Annotated in this window: 19 protein-coding genes; all 19 read left to right on the forward strand. The window is 40.8% G+C overall.

Annotated elements, in window-relative coordinates; genetic code table 11:
* Positions 1-392: 392 nt before the first annotated feature.
* The 19 genes from FIV04_RS25605 (at position 393) to FIV04_RS25695 (ending at position 18,057) form a co-directional block, all read left to right on the forward strand.
* A complete protein-coding gene (locus FIV04_RS25605) occupies positions 393-869 on the forward strand; it encodes a hypothetical protein (RefSeq protein WP_216651677.1) in 477 nt (158 codons plus the stop codon).
* A 256-nt stretch (positions 870-1,125) separates the two neighbouring features.
* Positions 1,126-2,340, forward strand: coding sequence for an AAA family ATPase (locus FIV04_RS25610; RefSeq protein ID WP_152471240.1), 1,215 nt, complete (start codon positions 1,126-1,128; stop codon positions 2,338-2,340).
* 72 nt (positions 2,341-2,412) lie between these two features.
* The gene (locus FIV04_RS25615) at positions 2,413-3,513 is read left to right on the forward strand and encodes a DUF3150 domain-containing protein (protein WP_152471241.1); all 1,101 of its coding nucleotides are present in this window, start codon (positions 2,413-2,415) and stop codon (positions 3,511-3,513) included.
* Between the two features lie 176 nt (positions 3,514-3,689).
* Positions 3,690-4,826, forward strand: a complete 1,137-nt coding sequence (gene dnaN / locus FIV04_RS25620) for a DNA polymerase III subunit beta (RefSeq protein ID WP_152471242.1) — start codon at positions 3,690-3,692, stop codon at positions 4,824-4,826.
* A gap of 330 nt (positions 4,827-5,156) precedes the next feature.
* Positions 5,157-5,354, forward strand: coding sequence for a hypothetical protein (locus FIV04_RS25625; protein WP_152471243.1), 198 nt, complete (start codon positions 5,157-5,159; stop codon positions 5,352-5,354).
* A gap of 173 nt (positions 5,355-5,527) precedes the next feature.
* Entirely contained in the window at positions 5,528-5,692 is a 165-nt protein-coding gene (locus tag FIV04_RS27065; RefSeq protein WP_172974339.1) for a hypothetical protein, read from the forward strand.
* 213 nt (positions 5,693-5,905) lie between these two features.
* Positions 5,906-6,085 carry a hypothetical protein gene (locus FIV04_RS25635; protein ID WP_152471245.1) on the forward strand — a complete coding sequence of 60 codons (180 nt, stop codon included), beginning with the start codon at positions 5,906-5,908 and terminating at the stop codon, positions 6,083-6,085.
* A 202-nt stretch (positions 6,086-6,287) separates the two neighbouring features.
* Positions 6,288-6,515, forward strand: coding sequence for a hypothetical protein (locus FIV04_RS25640; RefSeq protein ID WP_152471246.1), 228 nt, complete (start codon positions 6,288-6,290; stop codon positions 6,513-6,515).
* Positions 6,516-6,533: 18 nt separating this feature from the next.
* Complete coding sequence (locus FIV04_RS25645; RefSeq protein ID WP_152471247.1) at positions 6,534-6,866, forward strand: hypothetical protein; 333 nt, start codon at positions 6,534-6,536, stop codon at positions 6,864-6,866.
* 251 nt (positions 6,867-7,117) lie between these two features.
* Positions 7,118-7,441: a hypothetical protein gene (locus FIV04_RS25650; RefSeq protein WP_152471248.1), complete on the forward strand. Its 324-nt coding sequence runs from the start codon at positions 7,118-7,120 to the stop codon at positions 7,439-7,441.
* A 215-nt stretch (positions 7,442-7,656) separates the two neighbouring features.
* The gene (locus tag FIV04_RS25655; RefSeq protein WP_152471249.1) at positions 7,657-9,030 is read left to right on the forward strand and encodes a hypothetical protein; all 1,374 of its coding nucleotides are present in this window, start codon (positions 7,657-7,659) and stop codon (positions 9,028-9,030) included.
* On the forward strand, positions 9,027-10,724 hold the full coding sequence (locus tag FIV04_RS25660) for a conjugal transfer protein TraG N-terminal domain-containing protein (RefSeq protein ID WP_152471250.1): 1,698 nt from the start codon (positions 9,027-9,029) through the stop codon (positions 10,722-10,724). The genes FIV04_RS25655 and FIV04_RS25660 overlap by 4 nt, the downstream gene beginning before the upstream one ends.
* A gap of 10 nt (positions 10,725-10,734) precedes the next feature.
* The gene (locus FIV04_RS25665) at positions 10,735-12,519 is read left to right on the forward strand and encodes a conjugal transfer protein TraG N-terminal domain-containing protein (protein ID WP_152471251.1); all 1,785 of its coding nucleotides are present in this window, start codon (positions 10,735-10,737) and stop codon (positions 12,517-12,519) included.
* A gap of 79 nt (positions 12,520-12,598) precedes the next feature.
* On the forward strand, positions 12,599-13,168 hold the full coding sequence (locus FIV04_RS25670) for a hypothetical protein (RefSeq protein ID WP_152471252.1): 570 nt from the start codon (positions 12,599-12,601) through the stop codon (positions 13,166-13,168).
* Positions 13,169-13,215: 47 nt separating this feature from the next.
* Entirely contained in the window at positions 13,216-13,491 is a 276-nt protein-coding gene (locus tag FIV04_RS25675) for a hypothetical protein (protein WP_152471253.1), read from the forward strand.
* Positions 13,492-13,597: 106 nt separating this feature from the next.
* On the forward strand, positions 13,598-13,789 hold the full coding sequence (locus FIV04_RS25680) for a helix-turn-helix domain-containing protein (RefSeq protein WP_253895679.1): 192 nt from the start codon (positions 13,598-13,600) through the stop codon (positions 13,787-13,789).
* Between the two features lie 223 nt (positions 13,790-14,012).
* Positions 14,013-15,248 (forward strand): ParA family protein, encoded by a 1,236-nt coding sequence (locus FIV04_RS25685; RefSeq protein ID WP_152471255.1) that lies wholly within the window; start codon positions 14,013-14,015, stop codon positions 15,246-15,248.
* Complete coding sequence (locus FIV04_RS25690) at positions 15,245-16,543, forward strand: hypothetical protein (protein WP_152471256.1); 1,299 nt, start codon at positions 15,245-15,247, stop codon at positions 16,541-16,543. Before FIV04_RS25685 ends, FIV04_RS25690 begins: the two co-directional genes overlap by 4 nt.
* Before the next feature lie 263 nt (positions 16,544-16,806).
* Positions 16,807-18,057, forward strand: a complete 1,251-nt coding sequence (locus tag FIV04_RS25695) for a hypothetical protein (RefSeq protein WP_152471257.1) — start codon at positions 16,807-16,809, stop codon at positions 18,055-18,057.
* Positions 18,058-18,090: the final 33 nt, after the last annotated feature.

The following is an 18,090-nucleotide window of genomic DNA, read 5'->3' on the forward strand; positions in this document are numbered from 1 at the left end:
GCATATTTTTGAAAATTTCTAAATCAAAAATTAGCGAGTCGACACAAAATGCAACGGTGATGAGTTCTACTCAGCGCCGAAGACGCTTACTAGAGTATCAAGAAAAATGTGAGGCAGAGGCATTATACAATGGTGACTTGAAACCTAGTGGTGAAATCAGCTTCAGTATTGTCGGTAAGAGTCGTAAGACAGGTTATTGAAATATGTATCAGGTGAGATTGTAGTCATTATGGCAATGTAATCGTTTAGAATTATAGAAAATGCACATCCTAGATTTTGCTCTTTGTAGCAAAAGTCACCGCCGATAAAGTGACTCCTTTACTGTAAGGACTCGGCACACTTAACCTCTCTAGAAAATCTAACCCGAAAGGGTCTATAAAAAGGAAACCATGATGAATAACACTAAATACAATCAAATTGTGCTTGAAGAAGTCTTTAATCACGGTAATTCCGATACTGTCGAGTGCCCGGAATGCGGCGCACTGGCAACATATAAGGATTACGATAGAAACGATGGTGGGAGTCTAAACAGTTACTATTCCATTACCTGTTCGACTTGTGATTATCACGATTGTAATGACGATTTTTGTTGCAGATGCTCATCCCTCTCTGATTTCAACGATGATAAGGTGCACTTCCAAAATTGCAACTTGGCATTAGAGCTGTTCTTTGATGCGGGGGCAAAGGCTAACTTATCTCCAGTTGAACTTACATCTCTAAAGCTGAACTACTCGGTCCTACGCGATACAGAGGTTGGCTTCCCAATACCAACATTGTCAGAATGGATAAACCTAGAGTTAAGGACGTTCTTAGACCGAAGATTCTTAACAAGATTGGATCAAAAAATTGCCATTGCTAAAATGGATTAAGATAAAAAGTTCGCATACGCGGACTTTTTTCATTCTATATTTCAGGGATATTGCTGTTACTGGGTATAGATCCCGATTGTTTTTTATTCTATATTGAACTTAATAACAGACATGTTTCCTAGATTTTGCTCTCAGTAGCAAAACGTCACCGCCGATTAAGTGACACCTTAAATGTGAGGATTCGGCTCATCTAACCTACCTAGCCAACCTTGGCAAATCTCTAACCCGAAAGGGTCTATTAAAAGGAAATCTGATTATGTCTAATCAAAACACAGCAAAAGTTACACCGATCGAACGAAAGCGTCGTACCAAAGAAGAATTCGATGGTATGAATCTTGAGTACGAGATTCACTTTACGCCTATTTGGAAGCTATTTGGTTTCAAACAATCTGAAGCTAAACAAATTCCAGCATTGGGCCGTAAAGTTCCTGTACGAGTTTACTATATACCTGGTCAAGATGTTGTATTCCCACATCCGCTAGTACCTGCGCTAAACCCTTTTCATATCTTTGATGTTTTGGAAGTCGCGTTATGTATAGAGTATTTTCTAAATGGGACAGGCTTTGCACCATATTTCTATGGGTATCATGGCACTGGCAAAACTTCGTTTTTTGATCAACTACATGCTCGCCTTGGTTTACCAAAAGTTGACATTATCTTGGGTGAAGACTCAGAGGTAATCGACTTAGGTGGCCAAATGCTTCCTACTGAGGCTGGTGGTATGAAGTTTCATGAGGGCTTGCTAGTTCAGAGTATGCGCTATGGCTGGACGATCATGTTTGATGAGTATGATTTGCTTCCAACACGTCAACAAAAAATGTTGAATAACGTATTGGAGAATAAGCGATTTACTATCGAAGTGACTGGACAACAAGTAGTTGCACATAAAAACTGGCGAGTATGTGCATGTGCAAACACAAACAACACTGGAACTGGGGGCGGCATGTTTGTCTCTGGTGGTTATGATGCTTCTGTAAATGAACGTTGGTTCTTTTATGAGAAGCAGTATCTTCCAAAAGACGCTGAAAAGCTGATTTTGATGGAAGTGTCAAAACCCTTCATTGCATCGCACCCCGAAGTGAGAGCGATTAAAGATGAAAAAGGTAAGGAAGCAAAAATAAATCAACTGACCAAGTTGATTTGTGGAACAGTGGAGGACTCTGTCACACCTGTCCCTTGTCTTATCGACCAAATGTTGCTTGTATGTGAACGCATCCGAAAAGCTCATATCAATGGCAAAAAGTCTGTGAGCAAAAGCGGTATGTCACTTGAGTCTGTGATGTCTACTAGATCATTGATTGAATGGTGTAAAAAAACGTTGGGGCTCATGAGCTTCTACGCGAGCTCTGCACCAAATCTTAATGAGGATGTTTTTAAAACAGGACTTAAACTATCTTTCATAAACGGCATCGTTGAGGAAGAGAAGTCAATCGTTGAGCAAATCTTTGATGATTCTATTGGCGGAAAATAACGCAATCGCCCTTTAACTATATGTTAAAGGGCAACTTGAACCCGAAAGGGTCTATTAGAAGGAAATACCCTTATGAGTAATAACGAAAAGAAAAACCCTAGTGAAGTGCTAGGTGTCGCTGATGCCCTTAAATCACAGGGAATGGCACTAATCAATATCTCAATCAACGGTTCGGATTTTAAACGTTCGTTATCGTATAAAGATCTTGGTTTGAGCGAAGACATTCAACGTGAGCTAGCTTCACTTGGTCGTAAGGCCGTGCTTGGCAAAGAGTACCCATTGCAACTGCGTAAAAACAAAGAGCAGACCTATACCTACATGGATAAAATGGGTGTGCGTTTCGGAAGTTTTGGTACTTGGGCCGTGCCTCTAGACATTTATAACGAAGTTCATGAGCAACTTAGACACAAGCAAATGGAGCGTAACGTTATAAAAGATGCTTTAGTCGCAAACTATCAAGATGAACTTGAGAAATTCGCGGCAGAAGCTGAGGACATGCGTCCAGGCTTTGGTGAGATTGTTAGAAAAAATGCTTTCAGTAAAGAACATATCATTGACCAAGTTTCGATGTATATTTCGCCGCAAAAAGAGATCATGAGTGGAATCGCTACTGGCGCCATTCAAGGTCTTGGCCGAATCGCTAGAGAGTATGAACAATCGATCTTAAAGGCCGCTAAGAAAGGTAATACAAGACCTGTAATAACGCGTTTTACACGTAGCAAACTAGTTGAAATGGAAGATTACTGCATGAGATTTATGTTTCTCACTAGTGTTCTTCACAACGCCAGTCTTTTAATTAAAAAGACTATCGCGGTGTTACCCTCAACTGTTGTGAAGTCTGAAGATTATCTGGATGAAACCAGTCATGTGATGACAACACTTAAGCTATTGCAGTCAGCTGACGAACTTGATGGTGTGGTGCTCTCCATGGACTCAAGTAATGAGGTTGAGTTCGATGATTATGTCGACTCAACTACAACTGACGTAGAAAGCGAAATACAGTCTTCGCCGGGTTCTGAACAAGATCAAACACTAAATTCACCTTTCGATACTGATGTTGATACGGATATGACTTTTGGTGGTCCAGCAAGTCCTAGTAAGAAACCTAGCGTACTTGATCTACTGGATGAAGGTTCTGACGAAGATGACGAAGAAGATTATTACTATAGCTAATCAAATAATGCCCTCCATTGGAGGGCATGTTTGCCAATACATAAAAGTACTTAGTCGAGTGCTTTTATGTATTTGCTGCAATAGCAAAACGTTACCACCGCTAAGGTAACACTCATATTGTTGAGTGCGGATACTAACTTAATTAACCCGAAAGGGTCTTTAAAAGGAAATAAACTATGAAAATTAAACTATGCACTACAGAACTAACTAGCGTCATTAACTTCGTGGCTCTGTCCGAGCGTTCAAAAGCAGAAGCTGACAAATACATCGACAAAGTATTCGTTGAGGTAAATGATAGTGGCTTAATCGTCGAGCGCATCGGTATGCACGCTTCTAAAAAGAGTCGTGTGATAAAGGCTGAAGGTGATGGCGAAAACTTCTCTTTTCAGGTCGATTATAACGCGTTCAAAGCTGTTATCGGTAAAGTGGCGACACGCTTTAAAGACGTTAACATTGAACTTGTTGGGAATGAGCTTCTTATTAATGCCGGGAGAATTAAGACTCAACTGGCGGTAACTGAGTTCAACAAACCGCAACTTGAAGACGATGAATTAGAACAAGATGAAGTCTGTGTTAAGACGAAGGATTTTCTATGTTTAATCAACCAAGTCTGCGCTTCAACAGCTAAAGGTGATGTTCGTTATTACTTAAATGGTATCTGTTTTCAAACTGATGCTGATGCAAATAACTTGCTACACGCTATAGCGACCGATGGTCATAGAATGTCAAAGGGTGAATGTGAATTCTTAGCCCATGACTACGAAAAGGAGAGAAGCGTGATCGTATCTAACGAATGTGTTTCTTACTTGACTAGTTTGTTGAAGGATACGAGCGATGAGCAAGTAGTTTTGTTCTTATCTAGTAAGTTTATGAGCATAAAGCTATCTAACGGTACTGCCATCAGGATGAAAATCATTGATGGTAGATTTCCAGACTGGAAGCGCGTTGTACCTTGTACTCATACGGCGGTAATAACTCTTGATCGTTTAGACTTCTTAGAGAGCATTAAATCTTCGATTACTCTGGCCAACCCTAAATTTAAGGGAGGTCGGTTTACTTTTGTACCAGAACGTTGTGACTTGAGCTCACATTCTGAAATAGGTAAGTATGACGAAGTGATCGAGATTAAAGGGTTTGAAGGTGATGATTGCACAATTGGATTCAACTTAGAGTATGTTTTGAGCGCTCTGAATGCCATCCAAGAAGGTGATATTACCATCCGCTTGAATGGGCCAAATGGTTCAGCTGTGATTCACGGTGTTGGTAGCGACAACATCAGTACATTTCATGTTGTGATGCCAATACGCTTATAGCCGGTTTAATTATTTAACTTTTCCCTGACGGGATATAGGAAGGAAACGATGTTTCAACATGCACGTTTTTTCGTGTCTAAAACGACTGCGAAGTTCATTTATGGAAAACTGAATGAACGAAATAAGTAAGCCTGAAGCCCTGCACCATCTGGTGTGGGGCTTTTTATTATCCGTACTCAGAGTTAAGTGATCACTTCTTGTGGCTAAACAATATGTAGTTATGACCCCGCTCCTTATAGTGCACTTGTGAGTCACTTTTACTGGGTTAATCTATGAATACTGAAGCACTTAAAACGCTTATGTCGAAAGTATTATAGAAGGGAGTTTGAAATGTCTGGGAAGCTATGTCCTCAGTGTAAAAATGCTCGAGACTTTTTTGTGGATAGTAAGTTTGATGTTTGTTGCGGTTACTGCGGCTTTACTGTTGCCAATGTTAAAGATCAGTTCAAGGCAGTTGAAAACCGTATCGCAGAGCAAAGAACCCCTAAAACTCGCAAAGACCTTTTAGAGCTGAAGAATCAAAAGTAAGAGAAATAAAAGTCAAATTTGAGGCTGGCATTTTAACTCAAGCCGCCATAGCAAAACAGTTTAACGTCCATCAAAGCCATATCTCCGATATCAAGCGTGGCAAGCGATGGTCTGAAATTCAGATTTAAGGGGAATATATGCCTTTAGGCGACACTAGAAGACGAATGCGTATTATGAGTCTTACTACTGCTGCAAGCATGATTGATGACTATTTTAGTGGTGGTGCTGAACATGACGAAATCGGTTTAACCGAGAAAGAAGCTGAGATAATGGAGCAAGAAAACAAGAAAGTGGCAGCTAAATTATATGCAATGGCTGAGAAGCTAGAGAACAGGTAACAAGCCATGTATAGCACACAAGCTATTGAAGATATTAAAAACTCGTTATATGAAACTAGCGGGGTCAATTTGGCTTTCTGTGTTTGTGATAACCAGAAATTTAACTCAATTGTACGGGCCTATCGTAACAATGAAATCTCCCTTGAAATCGCAACTAATCAGGCTTTATCAACAATTATCGTACAACCTGATGTATAAGGAGTAATTAGAGATATGTTCAAAAATTCGGAAATATGGCAGATCGCTGATTGGTGCAACGAACGTGGAATGTTGCCTAATCGAGTAGAAATTTCAGATGTAAAAGCTGCTTGTCGCTCTCTTGGAATTGAAATCAGTCATTCAGTTTCAAACGAAGAGATCAAAGATATCGAATCGATTATGCTGCAAGGCTAATGACTGATTTTCATCTATCGGTTATTTGATAGGTAATATGATTGTTCACATTGTCCTCTCAATGATTGCATACTGACACAAACGAAACTAAAGAGTTAACCGGGCAATCCACGGCCGCTTAATATAAATGGCCGCATTTTTGGCGCTCCAAATAGTAATATTAACCTCTCTTGGCGTCCCTCCTTAGAAAAGGAGAACTAAGATGTCGAAAAATCTACTTATTGCAGTCTTGACGACTGTGTCATCAAGTACTGTTATCGCGGGTGAATATCGAACAGCTCAAGAGGTAATTGACCGTTGGATGATTCTTGATACTTGCGTTGACTACGTTGAAGCCGAGCAGAAAAGAGATCCTAAATTCGATGCAAAGGCAGAGCTATTGAAATGCGCCAACGATGCTGAAAAGCGTCTATCTACGACGCACATATAGGCACAGAGGTAGCACAATATGTTCGAAAAATTAATGAATAAACTAGGATACGTTCGCTCATCTCAGGCACAAGACCAGTTTAAAAATGCTAAAACTGATGCTATTCAAACAACCTTAAAGTTCGATCCTCTTAATGTTGTTAGTTTGTTCGTAAGAGATTGTCGAAAATTCAATTTTAAGGTTGTTTCGATAGAACCTAACGCCGAAATTGCATCGCAAAATGCTGAAAAGTTAGCTTTGCATATAGGGGAATGTGTAGAGCAGGGTATTGATAGTGAAACATCAAAAGATTTTAGCAACAAGGTATTGCCTTTAATAAAAGTGGTTGAAGATAAATCCCTTTTATACTAGTACGAAACATAATTAAACGGAGGGAGTTCGTGGATACTAACATGGACAATAAAGTACAAACCGATTGTGAAGCTTGCTTAGGATCTCCTACTGGTCAGTGTTTTGAATGTTATAACTTCTTTATTGCTGAGCTAGAAGAAACTGAAACGAAGCCCACCCCATATCAAGTATCTGATTAGGAAATCGTTACTAGCGCCAACATGTTCAACTAGTTCGAAATGTGAAAGTGCATTCAGAGGATTGTTAGAAAAATGAAAGATTACTTAAAATTAGATGATTTCACAAAATCATGCCTTGTCGCTGCTATACAGGGGTACACAACAAAGGGTGATTCACCTGAAGTAGTTAGTAAAAATGCAGTTGAGTTAGTGCGTTGTCTTGCAAGAAAACTAAACTACGACGGAGATATCGTGTCTATTGAGTCAATGAATAAGATTGAAAAATTGGAACAAAAAATTGGTCGAAAGCTCAACCGTGATGAAAAGTATTATGCAGGCGAAGCTCTTGATAGTGGGACGTCTATAGATGAAATTATACACTACAACCCTCATTTTCTAGACGGGCAACCAAATTGACGAAGCGGGAGTAATTCGTGAATGTAATAAAGAGGGTAGGAAACCCACTGACAGATAGTTTTCTGACATTTCTATCCTCGACGTTTCCGAACAAGGAAATGTCAAAATCCTAAAGCCCGATCATCCCAAAACTGGCCGTATTTTTGGCACTCTAAAATGCGATACTAAATTCATTCGGCGTTTTTCCTTATATAAGGGGAAAATGGAAACGCAGGATGAAGAAACTACTCACACTATGTGCAGCAATATCGGCCATCACACTATCGGCTAATGCGAACGCTGTTGTAACGTCGGCCAATGACAAGGCCCAATTAAATCTGTTCTTTGGCGCTTCTAACTTATCTAAGAACGCCGCATCTATAATTCCACCAATGCCCCGGCTAACTTTGATGTCAGCAAAAGTAGTCGCCCCGACATCTTGTAAGGGTAACTTTGGACTCGCTATATCAAATGCTTTTACGGACGGTACTCTACAGAAAATATATGACAACTTCGATGCTGTTTTAAGGCAGCTGGCAAGCCGAGAAGGTTTGATCTATCTAAGTTCCTTGTATGTATCAAAAAGTAATCCTGCGTTGTGGCAACTTATCCAAGAAGGTATCGATGTAACCGTTACTGATTTCCTATCTGGTATAGCAAGCTGCGAAGCTATGGCGAACTCCATTATTGAGAACGTTGCTGACGATACAGTGATTGAGATGCAACGCCAATCTACCCTAAACCAAATTATCGAAGCGAATGCACAAACAGCGTTAGATCAGGAATGGAACCACATAGACGTAGATGATGTGTTCAAAAAAGGTGCCGAAGCTGCTGCAGAAGCAGGATTTTCAATATTTGGTAGTCAGCGTGGCGGTGATAGTCAACCTGCACTGGATATCGTTACTGATACGCTCTCAATAGGGTGGTGTGTATATCGTGGCTTCACCAAGAACGAGTGTATTGCTTTTAGGAATAGTGATATCAGCAAGCTCGCGGATTCAGATAAATCCGACTCTAAAGTGCTACTGAATGTACCGGCTTTCAACCAAGCAGCCGAAATGCTACTTGGCAATTCTCATGTGAGCATCTGTAACGGGTGCAGCACGATCAATACGTCTGCAAAAGAGTCAAAACACTATCTATTGCAGGTTCAAAAAGTATTTGAGGCTAGGATTAAGCAACTATCGCTCAAGCAAATTAGCCAGATAACAGAAGATGAATACAAAAGTGTAAGCATAAACAACTCAATCGTTGCTGACGCTAACTACTTTCGAAATCTAGCGGTGCTGAATCAGGACCTAGAGCTTAAAGCCGATTATATTTCCGGTTGGGCGTTTGATATGGCCTACTTCGAAACGTTAACTGTCTTAACCATGCTCGAATCATCGATCATAGCTGCCATGAACACTGATGATGTGGCCAAGTCTGGTTTAACGGCGCACTACGACCGCCAACTCATGCAAGTTGAGTTTAGACGGAGAGAGTTGAAAGAGTTTACCGACAAAAACAACTATACCCCGAGAATGTACGTATCAGCATTACTACAGGTAACAGACCGTGTATCAAAAGGTCTTTCTCCTCTTGGCAAGTTTGGTAATGACTTATGATTTTAGTACAAGGCACTTTTGCTGAAATCATAATCCCATACTCTGCTAGTTTGAGTAGAACGATGTTTGATATTGCAAATGAACTCGCCATCGTTTTTTTGCCAATGTTAGTCATTTTTGTTCAGTGCTTCTTGGAGGCTCGCTCTCAAGGGCAGGATGAAGGGCAGCCAGGGATATTAATAATTAAGAACCTAGAAGTTAAGTTTTATTCTATGGTGGTTGTTCTTGTTATTTGTGTTATTCCGTCCCAAGGGACTCAACAGGTGTCCAATAAAACTTACGTTTGTGGTTATTCTCAGACAAGTTCAGCTATGGGGGACATCTACAAAGCACGGCCAGTTCTGAATGATACGAGAACCTGGCTAGCGACCAGAGATGTTGAGTTACCTTTATTACTTGGTTTGTTTAACAACTTATCAGTCGGCAGCTCCGAAGCGCTGAGTAGTCAGCTAGATTGTAATAAGGATCAAGCTACTATCCTGTCTGAAATGAATAAGGACTACATTCAACTAAATGACGAGCCCCTAATAGGAAATATTAAGCATTTCGCAAAACAGTGTTATCAACCAGCTCTTGAGAGAATTGCGGAGGTTACGGTCGACGGGAGTTCTACAATCGCGTTCCCGTACGATGATGAGTCAAATGTTTTTTGGGGTGTTAACTTAAACAAAGCCTATGTGAGTAACCATAGTGGCTCGGTACCGGCTCCAATGCCTCTCTATATCCGCATAAAGAATGAAGAGTACGTTGCCCCTATTCAGAGCTATTACTACCCTGCTAACTACAGTTCTGGGAGAAGTAGTACCCCTTATGACTACACACAAAAATACAAAACAGATGAGCTGACAGTTAGATGTGATAGTGCCGCACAAGACTTGAGAGTCTTGATAGCTACAAGACTGCAGCAAATAATGCCCGAGCGTATTGAGTTAGAGTTCAAATCAGCTTCTCTTGTACCAAAAGATAAGAATGGAGCACTTTATAATGTCACGGAACAGGACGTTATAAATCGATTTACGCAACAAGCTTTTGTAGACGCTTATACGGGTAAACGCACAATCTACCAAGCCACACCCGCACAGGCCGAGATTGAAAATGAAAGTCCGATCATTAAGTCACTCAAGTACTTCTGGAATCGTGTCACCGGAGCAGTAGACGATCCAACGGGACTAGGTACCGATATGGTAGCGGCTATTGGTTTGGCCATGGAAAACCCATTCAAGTCGGCGGAGCGAGTAAATCTATACGGAATGTTACCCCTGTTTGTCACAATCATCATGGGAGCAGTCTTAATAGCCTCACCTATGTTAATCATTCTATCTGGCTATAAATGGGAAATGGTCTTTAATATCGGCTTCATTTTCTTCTATTTAGCTATGTGTCACTTTTGGCTGAATGTTTCCTTCCTAGCTACCAACATTGTTTGGCTGATCGCTGATAGTTTCTACGGTGGTACCGAAATACTGACGAATAGCTATCTATCTCTGCATTACATAGGTTACTCGATGCCCTTTATTGTTCTTCTTGTTTGGACGGCAGGTTGCACTATGGCTGGTATGAAGTTAGCACCGTTCTTAGTCGGCCTATTCACAGGCGCGGCACTAGCGGCAGCAAAAGCAGGTAAGGATGTAAGCAATAAAGCTGCGAACCCTAGAGTCTCGGGTAAAGGCGGCGGCGACAAATCACAGTTCTAAGGAAACTTTTATGAATTTAGTAACTTCAGATGCCAGCGGACTGTTTTTGTTACCACTTGGCGTATCACTCAACCTTTCTTCATGGGAAATCTTTAACGAGCTTGGACTCGCATTTGTTCCATTCTTAGTTTTGTTTGTGGTGTCTTGGACTAAAGCAATAACACAAGGTGCGGATGAAGGCTCGTCAGGAGTGTTGATCATTAAGTATATAGAAAAGGGGTTTTACCCATATATCTTGGTGATCATGGTTCTTCTGTCACCTATAAGCAATACGATCGATGTTACGTATAGACAATACTCATGCTTAGATAACCCGTCGGTATCAAACAACGCCATGAGGGACATTAACACTGCGAGCTCAACAGTATTGGCCTCACTAGGGATTCACAGTCATTCAATACCTCTTGGATTGGGCTTTTTGCATAATGTATTCAACGGCATTAATGGTGCTGCAATTTCGCAAATGTCATGCACCAAAGGAGCGGGTAAGGCAGAAATATCAAGGATCATTAGCAATGCTCTACCAAAAACAGAGTCGACTTATCTAAGTGCTAAAGAATTCAATGCAAAGTGCTATACCGTAGCCAAGAACGTAATACGTAGAGATTTAGCGCAGAATAAGCAGTTTGATAACCCAGGGGATGTTGCAGATAAGAATGGGTGGGGTTTCAAACCTGCTAGTTGGGGCTCTCAATTGATGATGGACGTATACGATAATTATCATTTGAGAGCTGGTGGTGCCCCAAGTAGCTTTCTAACTATGCAAGTTCCAGACACTTGGTTTGATGCCTCTATACGAGGAGATAATGAAAGGTGTTCAGTGCTTGCAGATAGTCTATATAACAAGCTTGAATCAGATATGAGAGCGTATCCGGGTTATTCGGACAATGAAAGCAAGGTACTTGCGTATACACAAATGTTCAATGCAAGGGCTACAGCTGCAACAGTTCGTCACGATCTAGTGAACATCATTTTCGACAATGCTGTTAATGGTGACGCCTCACAACAACTTCTGTGGACTGATGCAAACACTGCAAGAAACTTATCTGCAAGCTTGGGCATGGCCACTCCTACGACGGAAGGGGAGCAGTACTTAAAGAACATGGAGCAGTTTGAAAACAAGGACATGAATCTCATGAACAGTTTCTCAAACGTAGTTGTCTCTATTGGTTCAGTGTTCGCCAATATTGAAGAGTCAGCGAAAGGTCTTGCAGTTGCAATGATGTTACCTACGATGGTTGTAATGGTAAAAGTTGTTCTATTGGCTTCTTTTCCTTTGCTAGTTGTAATTTCAGGATACAGTGGGAAATTCATATATAACTGGGTACTACTATACTTTGCTATTTCGTTGGTACCGCTTTGGATTAACATAGCTCTTCAATTCGAAACCTTATTGCTTTCTATGGCTGATTACTCAGAGTCGGTCACGGTTCACCTTGACAATATCATGGAGCAAAACGGGGTTAACATTTATTTACTTTCGTCTACTGCTTCGACGTTCGTTTATCTTCTTCCAACGATTTGGATCATGTTGGTTCAGATTATCGGGAACATTGGCGGCAGTGCCTTTATGAATATGGTCGCGGGTGCAGCTGTTGTTGGACAAAGCGGCTCCCAAGCTACTGTGTCAGGAATGTTAAGTACGGGGCGCGGACTTACCCGAGGCGGGTTGGGTAGCTTCGGAAACTCTATGGGAGGTGGTTCAAACTCCACAAGTACTCCGGGTGCCTCTTCAGCTAATGTGGGAGCTGCTGTACCAAGAATTTCAGGTTCTAATTCAGTTCGAAATAGGTAAACCTTAACTTTCTAACTGACTCTTGCGGCGGTTAAAACCTCTGTTCTAATGAATGTATCAGTAGAACAGAGGTTTTTTTATGAGCGGTCATCCACATCAAATACCAAGCTATATGCCTGAGCAGCGGACATACCCACATGGGCAGGATTCTAACCGTCCGCAAATGAGTAGAAAAGAGCGTGCGGCTATTCAAATCAAGGCAATAACGAATGCAGCAACTCAAATTGAGCTTGGTGAAACAAAGGACGAAATTCCCACGCTCACCTTTGAGCAAACGTGCATCAAAGTTGTTTTGGGTAAAAGACAAGGGGATTGGAATAAAAAGATAATTTTTCAACTATCTCCTGATACTGAGCTTCAACAACTTATTGATTTTCTGACTCACCGGATACACGAAAATGAGTTGTGTTTTAAATACCATGGAAAGGACAACAATAAGTCAATGCGATTGACCAAAAATGAAGATGGGAGCGTGATGTTAGGACTTTCAGAAGGGCAAAAGAGACACAATGGAGTTCTTCAGCCTACGAAAGTCTCTCAACTTCTTATCTTGGCGTACAAGGCATACGGGGGGCGCTTTAACCTATCGATGGTAGATACTATCTCGGTGTTGAATAAGAGTCCAATATCAGAGAAGCCCAAAAAGTAACTACGTAAACATGGCGGTATACCCGCCTCAATCAACAGGATAATGCTATGAATTTTGAAGCGATTGTAAATTTAGAAAATCAAGATAGTGGTCAAGCAATGGCCATAAAATCAAGCATCAACCAAGCAAATGAATTGGTGCATCCATCAGGTCGAAAGGGGCAAATAACAACTAATTCCGCCACTACTGTCGATGGTGAAAGCTCGTTATTACTGAATATCGATTATGAGCCAGAACACGGCAACCTAACGATCTCGGATTTTGAAGATGGTCGATTAGTTTGGTCTGGAAGAACCAAACTGACACTCAAAGGCATACACTAACAATTGAGGTAGAGAGAGGAAACTTTTCTCTGTAATGACTATGACTTACATACCAATGCAGGTGAGGCAACTTGCTATCGATCATGACTCAGCATTGAAGGCTTGGATGATTTACTTAGGTGTTTCTCAAGAAGAGCTCGCTCAACGATTAAACTTAACTCAACCTGCTATTAGCCAATACTGTAACAGAAAAAAGCACCAGAAAGGCACATTGGTGAAAGTGTCAAATGCTCTTGGGATAAAGGTAGAACAATTAAATTTTGATCCTACAAAGATATCGTTGATGACATTTCGTTAGTACCAGTAAGAGCTGGTGGTCAGCCAGTTCTTAGCTACTTATGTTTAAATTCTGACTTCATTCGCAAAAACCCACCTTACAAGCTCAATGCGCAAAATGCTCCCTTTAATTGTAATTGTCACACTCAATCAGCAATTTGCATGCTAAGCATGCAAATTGCTGTTGCAATAGTTGAAATTGGGTATAAACTAGTTTGTAACTTACTGATTAAAGGATTTAGGGCATGAGCGATATTCAAGCATCTATCGATGAGTACGGGTTAATTCACCGTAATGTAAAGCCGCTTAAGGCAAACACTATTGTCATCGATAATATCGATCTGATGGAAAAGCGTAGTTATCAACAAAACTCATTTACCTCCGCTAGTGGGGTAACTAGTGCCGTTGTTAAAACAAAGATGGCACAGCTTGAAGAAGAAAAAGGCATTAAGTACCCGAAGAAAGGCAACAATGTCAAAGACCTCAACTATGAACAAGCCACTGAAATCGCAGAAGCTCTAAATATCCAGTCAATCAGAGAGAAACGCGCTGAACTAGAGGCGAATGGACGCAAAACTAAACCTGCGATCATCAATGTTCATGACGGTAAAGGCGGAATTGGCAAAACAGCACTAGCGACGGCTTTGGCTGTAGAAGGTGGCCTTGATGTTGTTAACCGTCCGAGAGTTTTATTAATTGATGGTGATCCACAAGGTTCACTTCGTCATTTGTTTGCACCGAACTTAAAAACTACAGCAGGTGCTCGAACCCTGATTGACTCTGTTAAAAGTAAGAGTCGAGCAGAGCTTTTAAGCAGCGACTTTCAAGCAAAATTTCGCAAGTACATGTACGGAACGAACATGGTGCTTGATACCTTCATGGAAAACTTGAAGCTCATGCCATCCTCAGAGATGGAAAAGTACCTGAATATTACCCTTTCACTTGCTCAAAATGAGAAAGGTAATGAAGCATACTCCTTGTATTCAGATGTAATTCTTCGTCCACTTTATGATGATTTTGACCTGATTATTATTGATGCTAACCCGAGTGTAGATACCACATTATATTCATTCTTTTATGCAGCTGATCACCACATCATTCCTGTTACTGGCTTACAGCAAGATGTTAACGCATTTGTTGAATACCTTGAGGTTTGCCAAGTGATTCTTGAAAATTTACAACCGGAAGACGCTAAGGGTATGAAGTCTGTTAGAACTGCAGTTACTAAATACTCTAAAACAAATGCAGATGCCAAGGAGCGCGCTGAAACTATCAACGGCACTCACGGCTCACTGGGTACAATGATGATTGAGTCGAAGAAGCTCTATGAAGACGCGAGTGCTAACAATGTTCCTGTTCAATTGTTTAAGTCAACGTCTCGTCAAGCGAATACTGTAAGAGATAACCTGAAGAGTATTTATAACAGCGCAACATTAATCCCATTCCAAGATTACAACCTAATTGATGAGGCAGCAGAATGAGTAATTCCAATGGTGTTCCAGTGACAGCAGATTTTGACAGTTTAATGGACAATGCTGAATCAAATACTGGAAACTCAAATGAAGTAGCCATGGAAGCGAAGGTTTCTGGTTTTGTGGCTGATCAAAACAACTCAATTAATACGATACTTCGTTCCCTAGACAACAAGGGCTATGACGACGCTACTCGCTCGATTGCTATCTCGAAGATTGCTGAAAAGTTGGGCCTAGAAAATGTTTCTATTGATGAGAAGCCGTTCTATTTCGTTGTCAACAATCGCACTATTAAATGTGATGTTATGCGATTTGAAGGCAAAGACGCGATTGAGTTGAATACGGAGGTTTTCAATAAGAACGGTCGTGACCAAGAACACCAAACAATTGAAGAACTTTCTGACATCGAAGAGACAATGGTGCTTAATGGCCAAAATACCTATCCGGGTATCGCCGCTGTAATCGAAGGTAAAGAAAAAATTCAAGTACTGGAGGGCAGTCGTCGTCGCCAATTAGCTCTTCATAGAAACTTAACGTTTGTTGTTTTCGTTACTCGCGATCCGCTAACAGAACAAGAAGCTAAACAGATAGCCGATATTTCCAGACTACGAAAGGATTTAAGCTACTGGGAAAATGGAAAAAACATAGCTGAAATTATGGCTTCTAATAAAGAAGAAGCAGCGAATGCAGCTGATGGTGAGTCAGTTGAAGACTTAACCTCTACACGTAAACTTGGCGTTTATCTCAATGAAAGTCACACTACAGTCAGCCGATATTTACAAGCTTTTGAACTACCGTCCGAATTTCTAGAACTAATTCCTAATAGTCGCAAGCTAACGGGCGCCCAGTATATAGCGCTGTGTAATTTCATTAGTAAGGCAAAGTCAAAAGGTGCCGAGGACATTTACATTTCAAAATGTTCGCGTTTGGTAAACGGCGACGACGGCTTTGAGTCAAAACAACTTGACCCAACAGAAGCGATATCTTCTTCATTGCCCCTTATGGAGCTTGAGGAAAATACTGGTTTAGCACACCTTGATCTATCCTTGCTTCCACTGGCTGAGCAACAATGTTTGATCATTGAGCTTTTGAAAGAAGTAAAAGTTGATATGTTCGACCGAGTGGTTCGCAACGCTTCTCAAACTAAGTTATCTAAGAATGCCCTTTTAGAGACAAAAGGGAAGGGCGCTAGGACTGAATTGGTAGTTAAATTCAGTAACCTTTACAAAAAGGGCGCGGATCCGGAAAAGGTTAAACTTCTTGAAAGTAAACTCAAAGAGCTAGTTAAAGAGCTCGGTATTTAATTACCCTAGCTAAAAACCTAAATAGGCACCTGATAAATCTAACGGGCGAAAACTAGACAAGGTTGAGCGTAAATGTATATAGTATAAGAACATGCGCTCAACCCGCTTATTAACTCAAAAGCCAATACTCATAGCTAAACTATGCGTATTGGCTTTTGTGCATTTGGCACAAAATTCTAACTGGCGTGAGAGTTAGAGCTGAAATCGTTCAGCTATCGCCTTAACTAACCAAACCCGAAAGGGTCTATACAAGGAGAAAACCCATGGTTGAAAAAAAACCATCACATGAAGCTTTTGATAGCACCGCTGTAAACTCTGATACCCGTCGAGGATTCCTACGCTCTGTAGATGTGGACCAAAAAATTCACCATTCTTTTGCAGAGAAGTATGGTTTCGTAGATGACAAAGGACAAAGTGATGTTTCATCTGCTTTGCTCCACTTGGATAACACGTTTTTCAAGACAGATATCGAGAAAGGTAAGGAGATCACTAATTTCCATCGAACCCAAGTTATTACTGTTTCAGAAACAACAGACTTAAATCCATTTAATGCCGAAATCTATGGAGTTTTCACACCATTTGGTGATTTAAAGGTTATGGCATCAATGGATGGGTGGATGAAGATAGCTACGGCGGAAAGTATCACTAAGCGTGATTTTCGTTATAGCGAATCAACCGAAGAAATTGAGATAAGCGGCAAAAACTACAAAGTTCCAGAATGGATAGAGTGTTATTTAGAGCATGAAACTAAGGGTTCATCTTTGGCGAGAGAGTACTTCAGTGAAGTATTCGATAATGCTCAAAATCACCTACCTTCATGGAGCCGACCGGCGCGCATGCTTAGTCACGTCAGTTTTATTCAAGCACTCCGACGTATGTTAAGAATTTCTTGTCTTGCAGATTCAGACATTATTTCTGACATAACTAAAGAGTATGAAAAAATTGCTACTCAAATGCATTACACGAAGAGTGTGGAAAGCATGAGTAGTCAGAGTGAGCAGGCATCTAGTATCCCGTGTTCTACCATAGAACGAGAGGGTATGAAGAAGCAGCGTGGTTTGAACATCAAATTGGATGATGTAGAAGTCTTTGATGATGTGGTCAGTAGTCAGAACGTGGTTAATGAACAGCCTATTGAGGACTCGGTGGTTGAATCTGAAACTGCTCCGTTACTCGAGCAAAGTACCATCAAAAACTCAGACACGAGCTTGGATCTTTTAGATGAAAAAGAAGTTCCTACAGAGACCAATGAGCCCGTCAAAGATGATGAACTTAAATCGGAAGAGATAATTCAAAAGCAGGAAAACGAACGAGAGCCACTATTGGAAACAGAGATAAACGAAGCGACACTGCCACGCAATGTGCTTTCGATGTTTAAACCTCTAATTCAATTGGTTGCTAATGGTGAGGAATCGCTACAAACATTGATTGTTTGTGGATCTGCCATAACTGATGAAATAGCCAAAGTTTGGTTTGAACAGCAGGTATTGGAGCTGAAGAGCAAGATTCAATAAGGATACAAATGTACTTAAACCATACGCCCCAAG

The organism is Vibrio sp. THAF190c (genome assembly GCF_009363355.1).
In the GTDB taxonomy this organism is placed as follows: domain Bacteria; phylum Pseudomonadota; class Gammaproteobacteria; order Enterobacterales; family Vibrionaceae; genus Vibrio; species Vibrio fortis_A.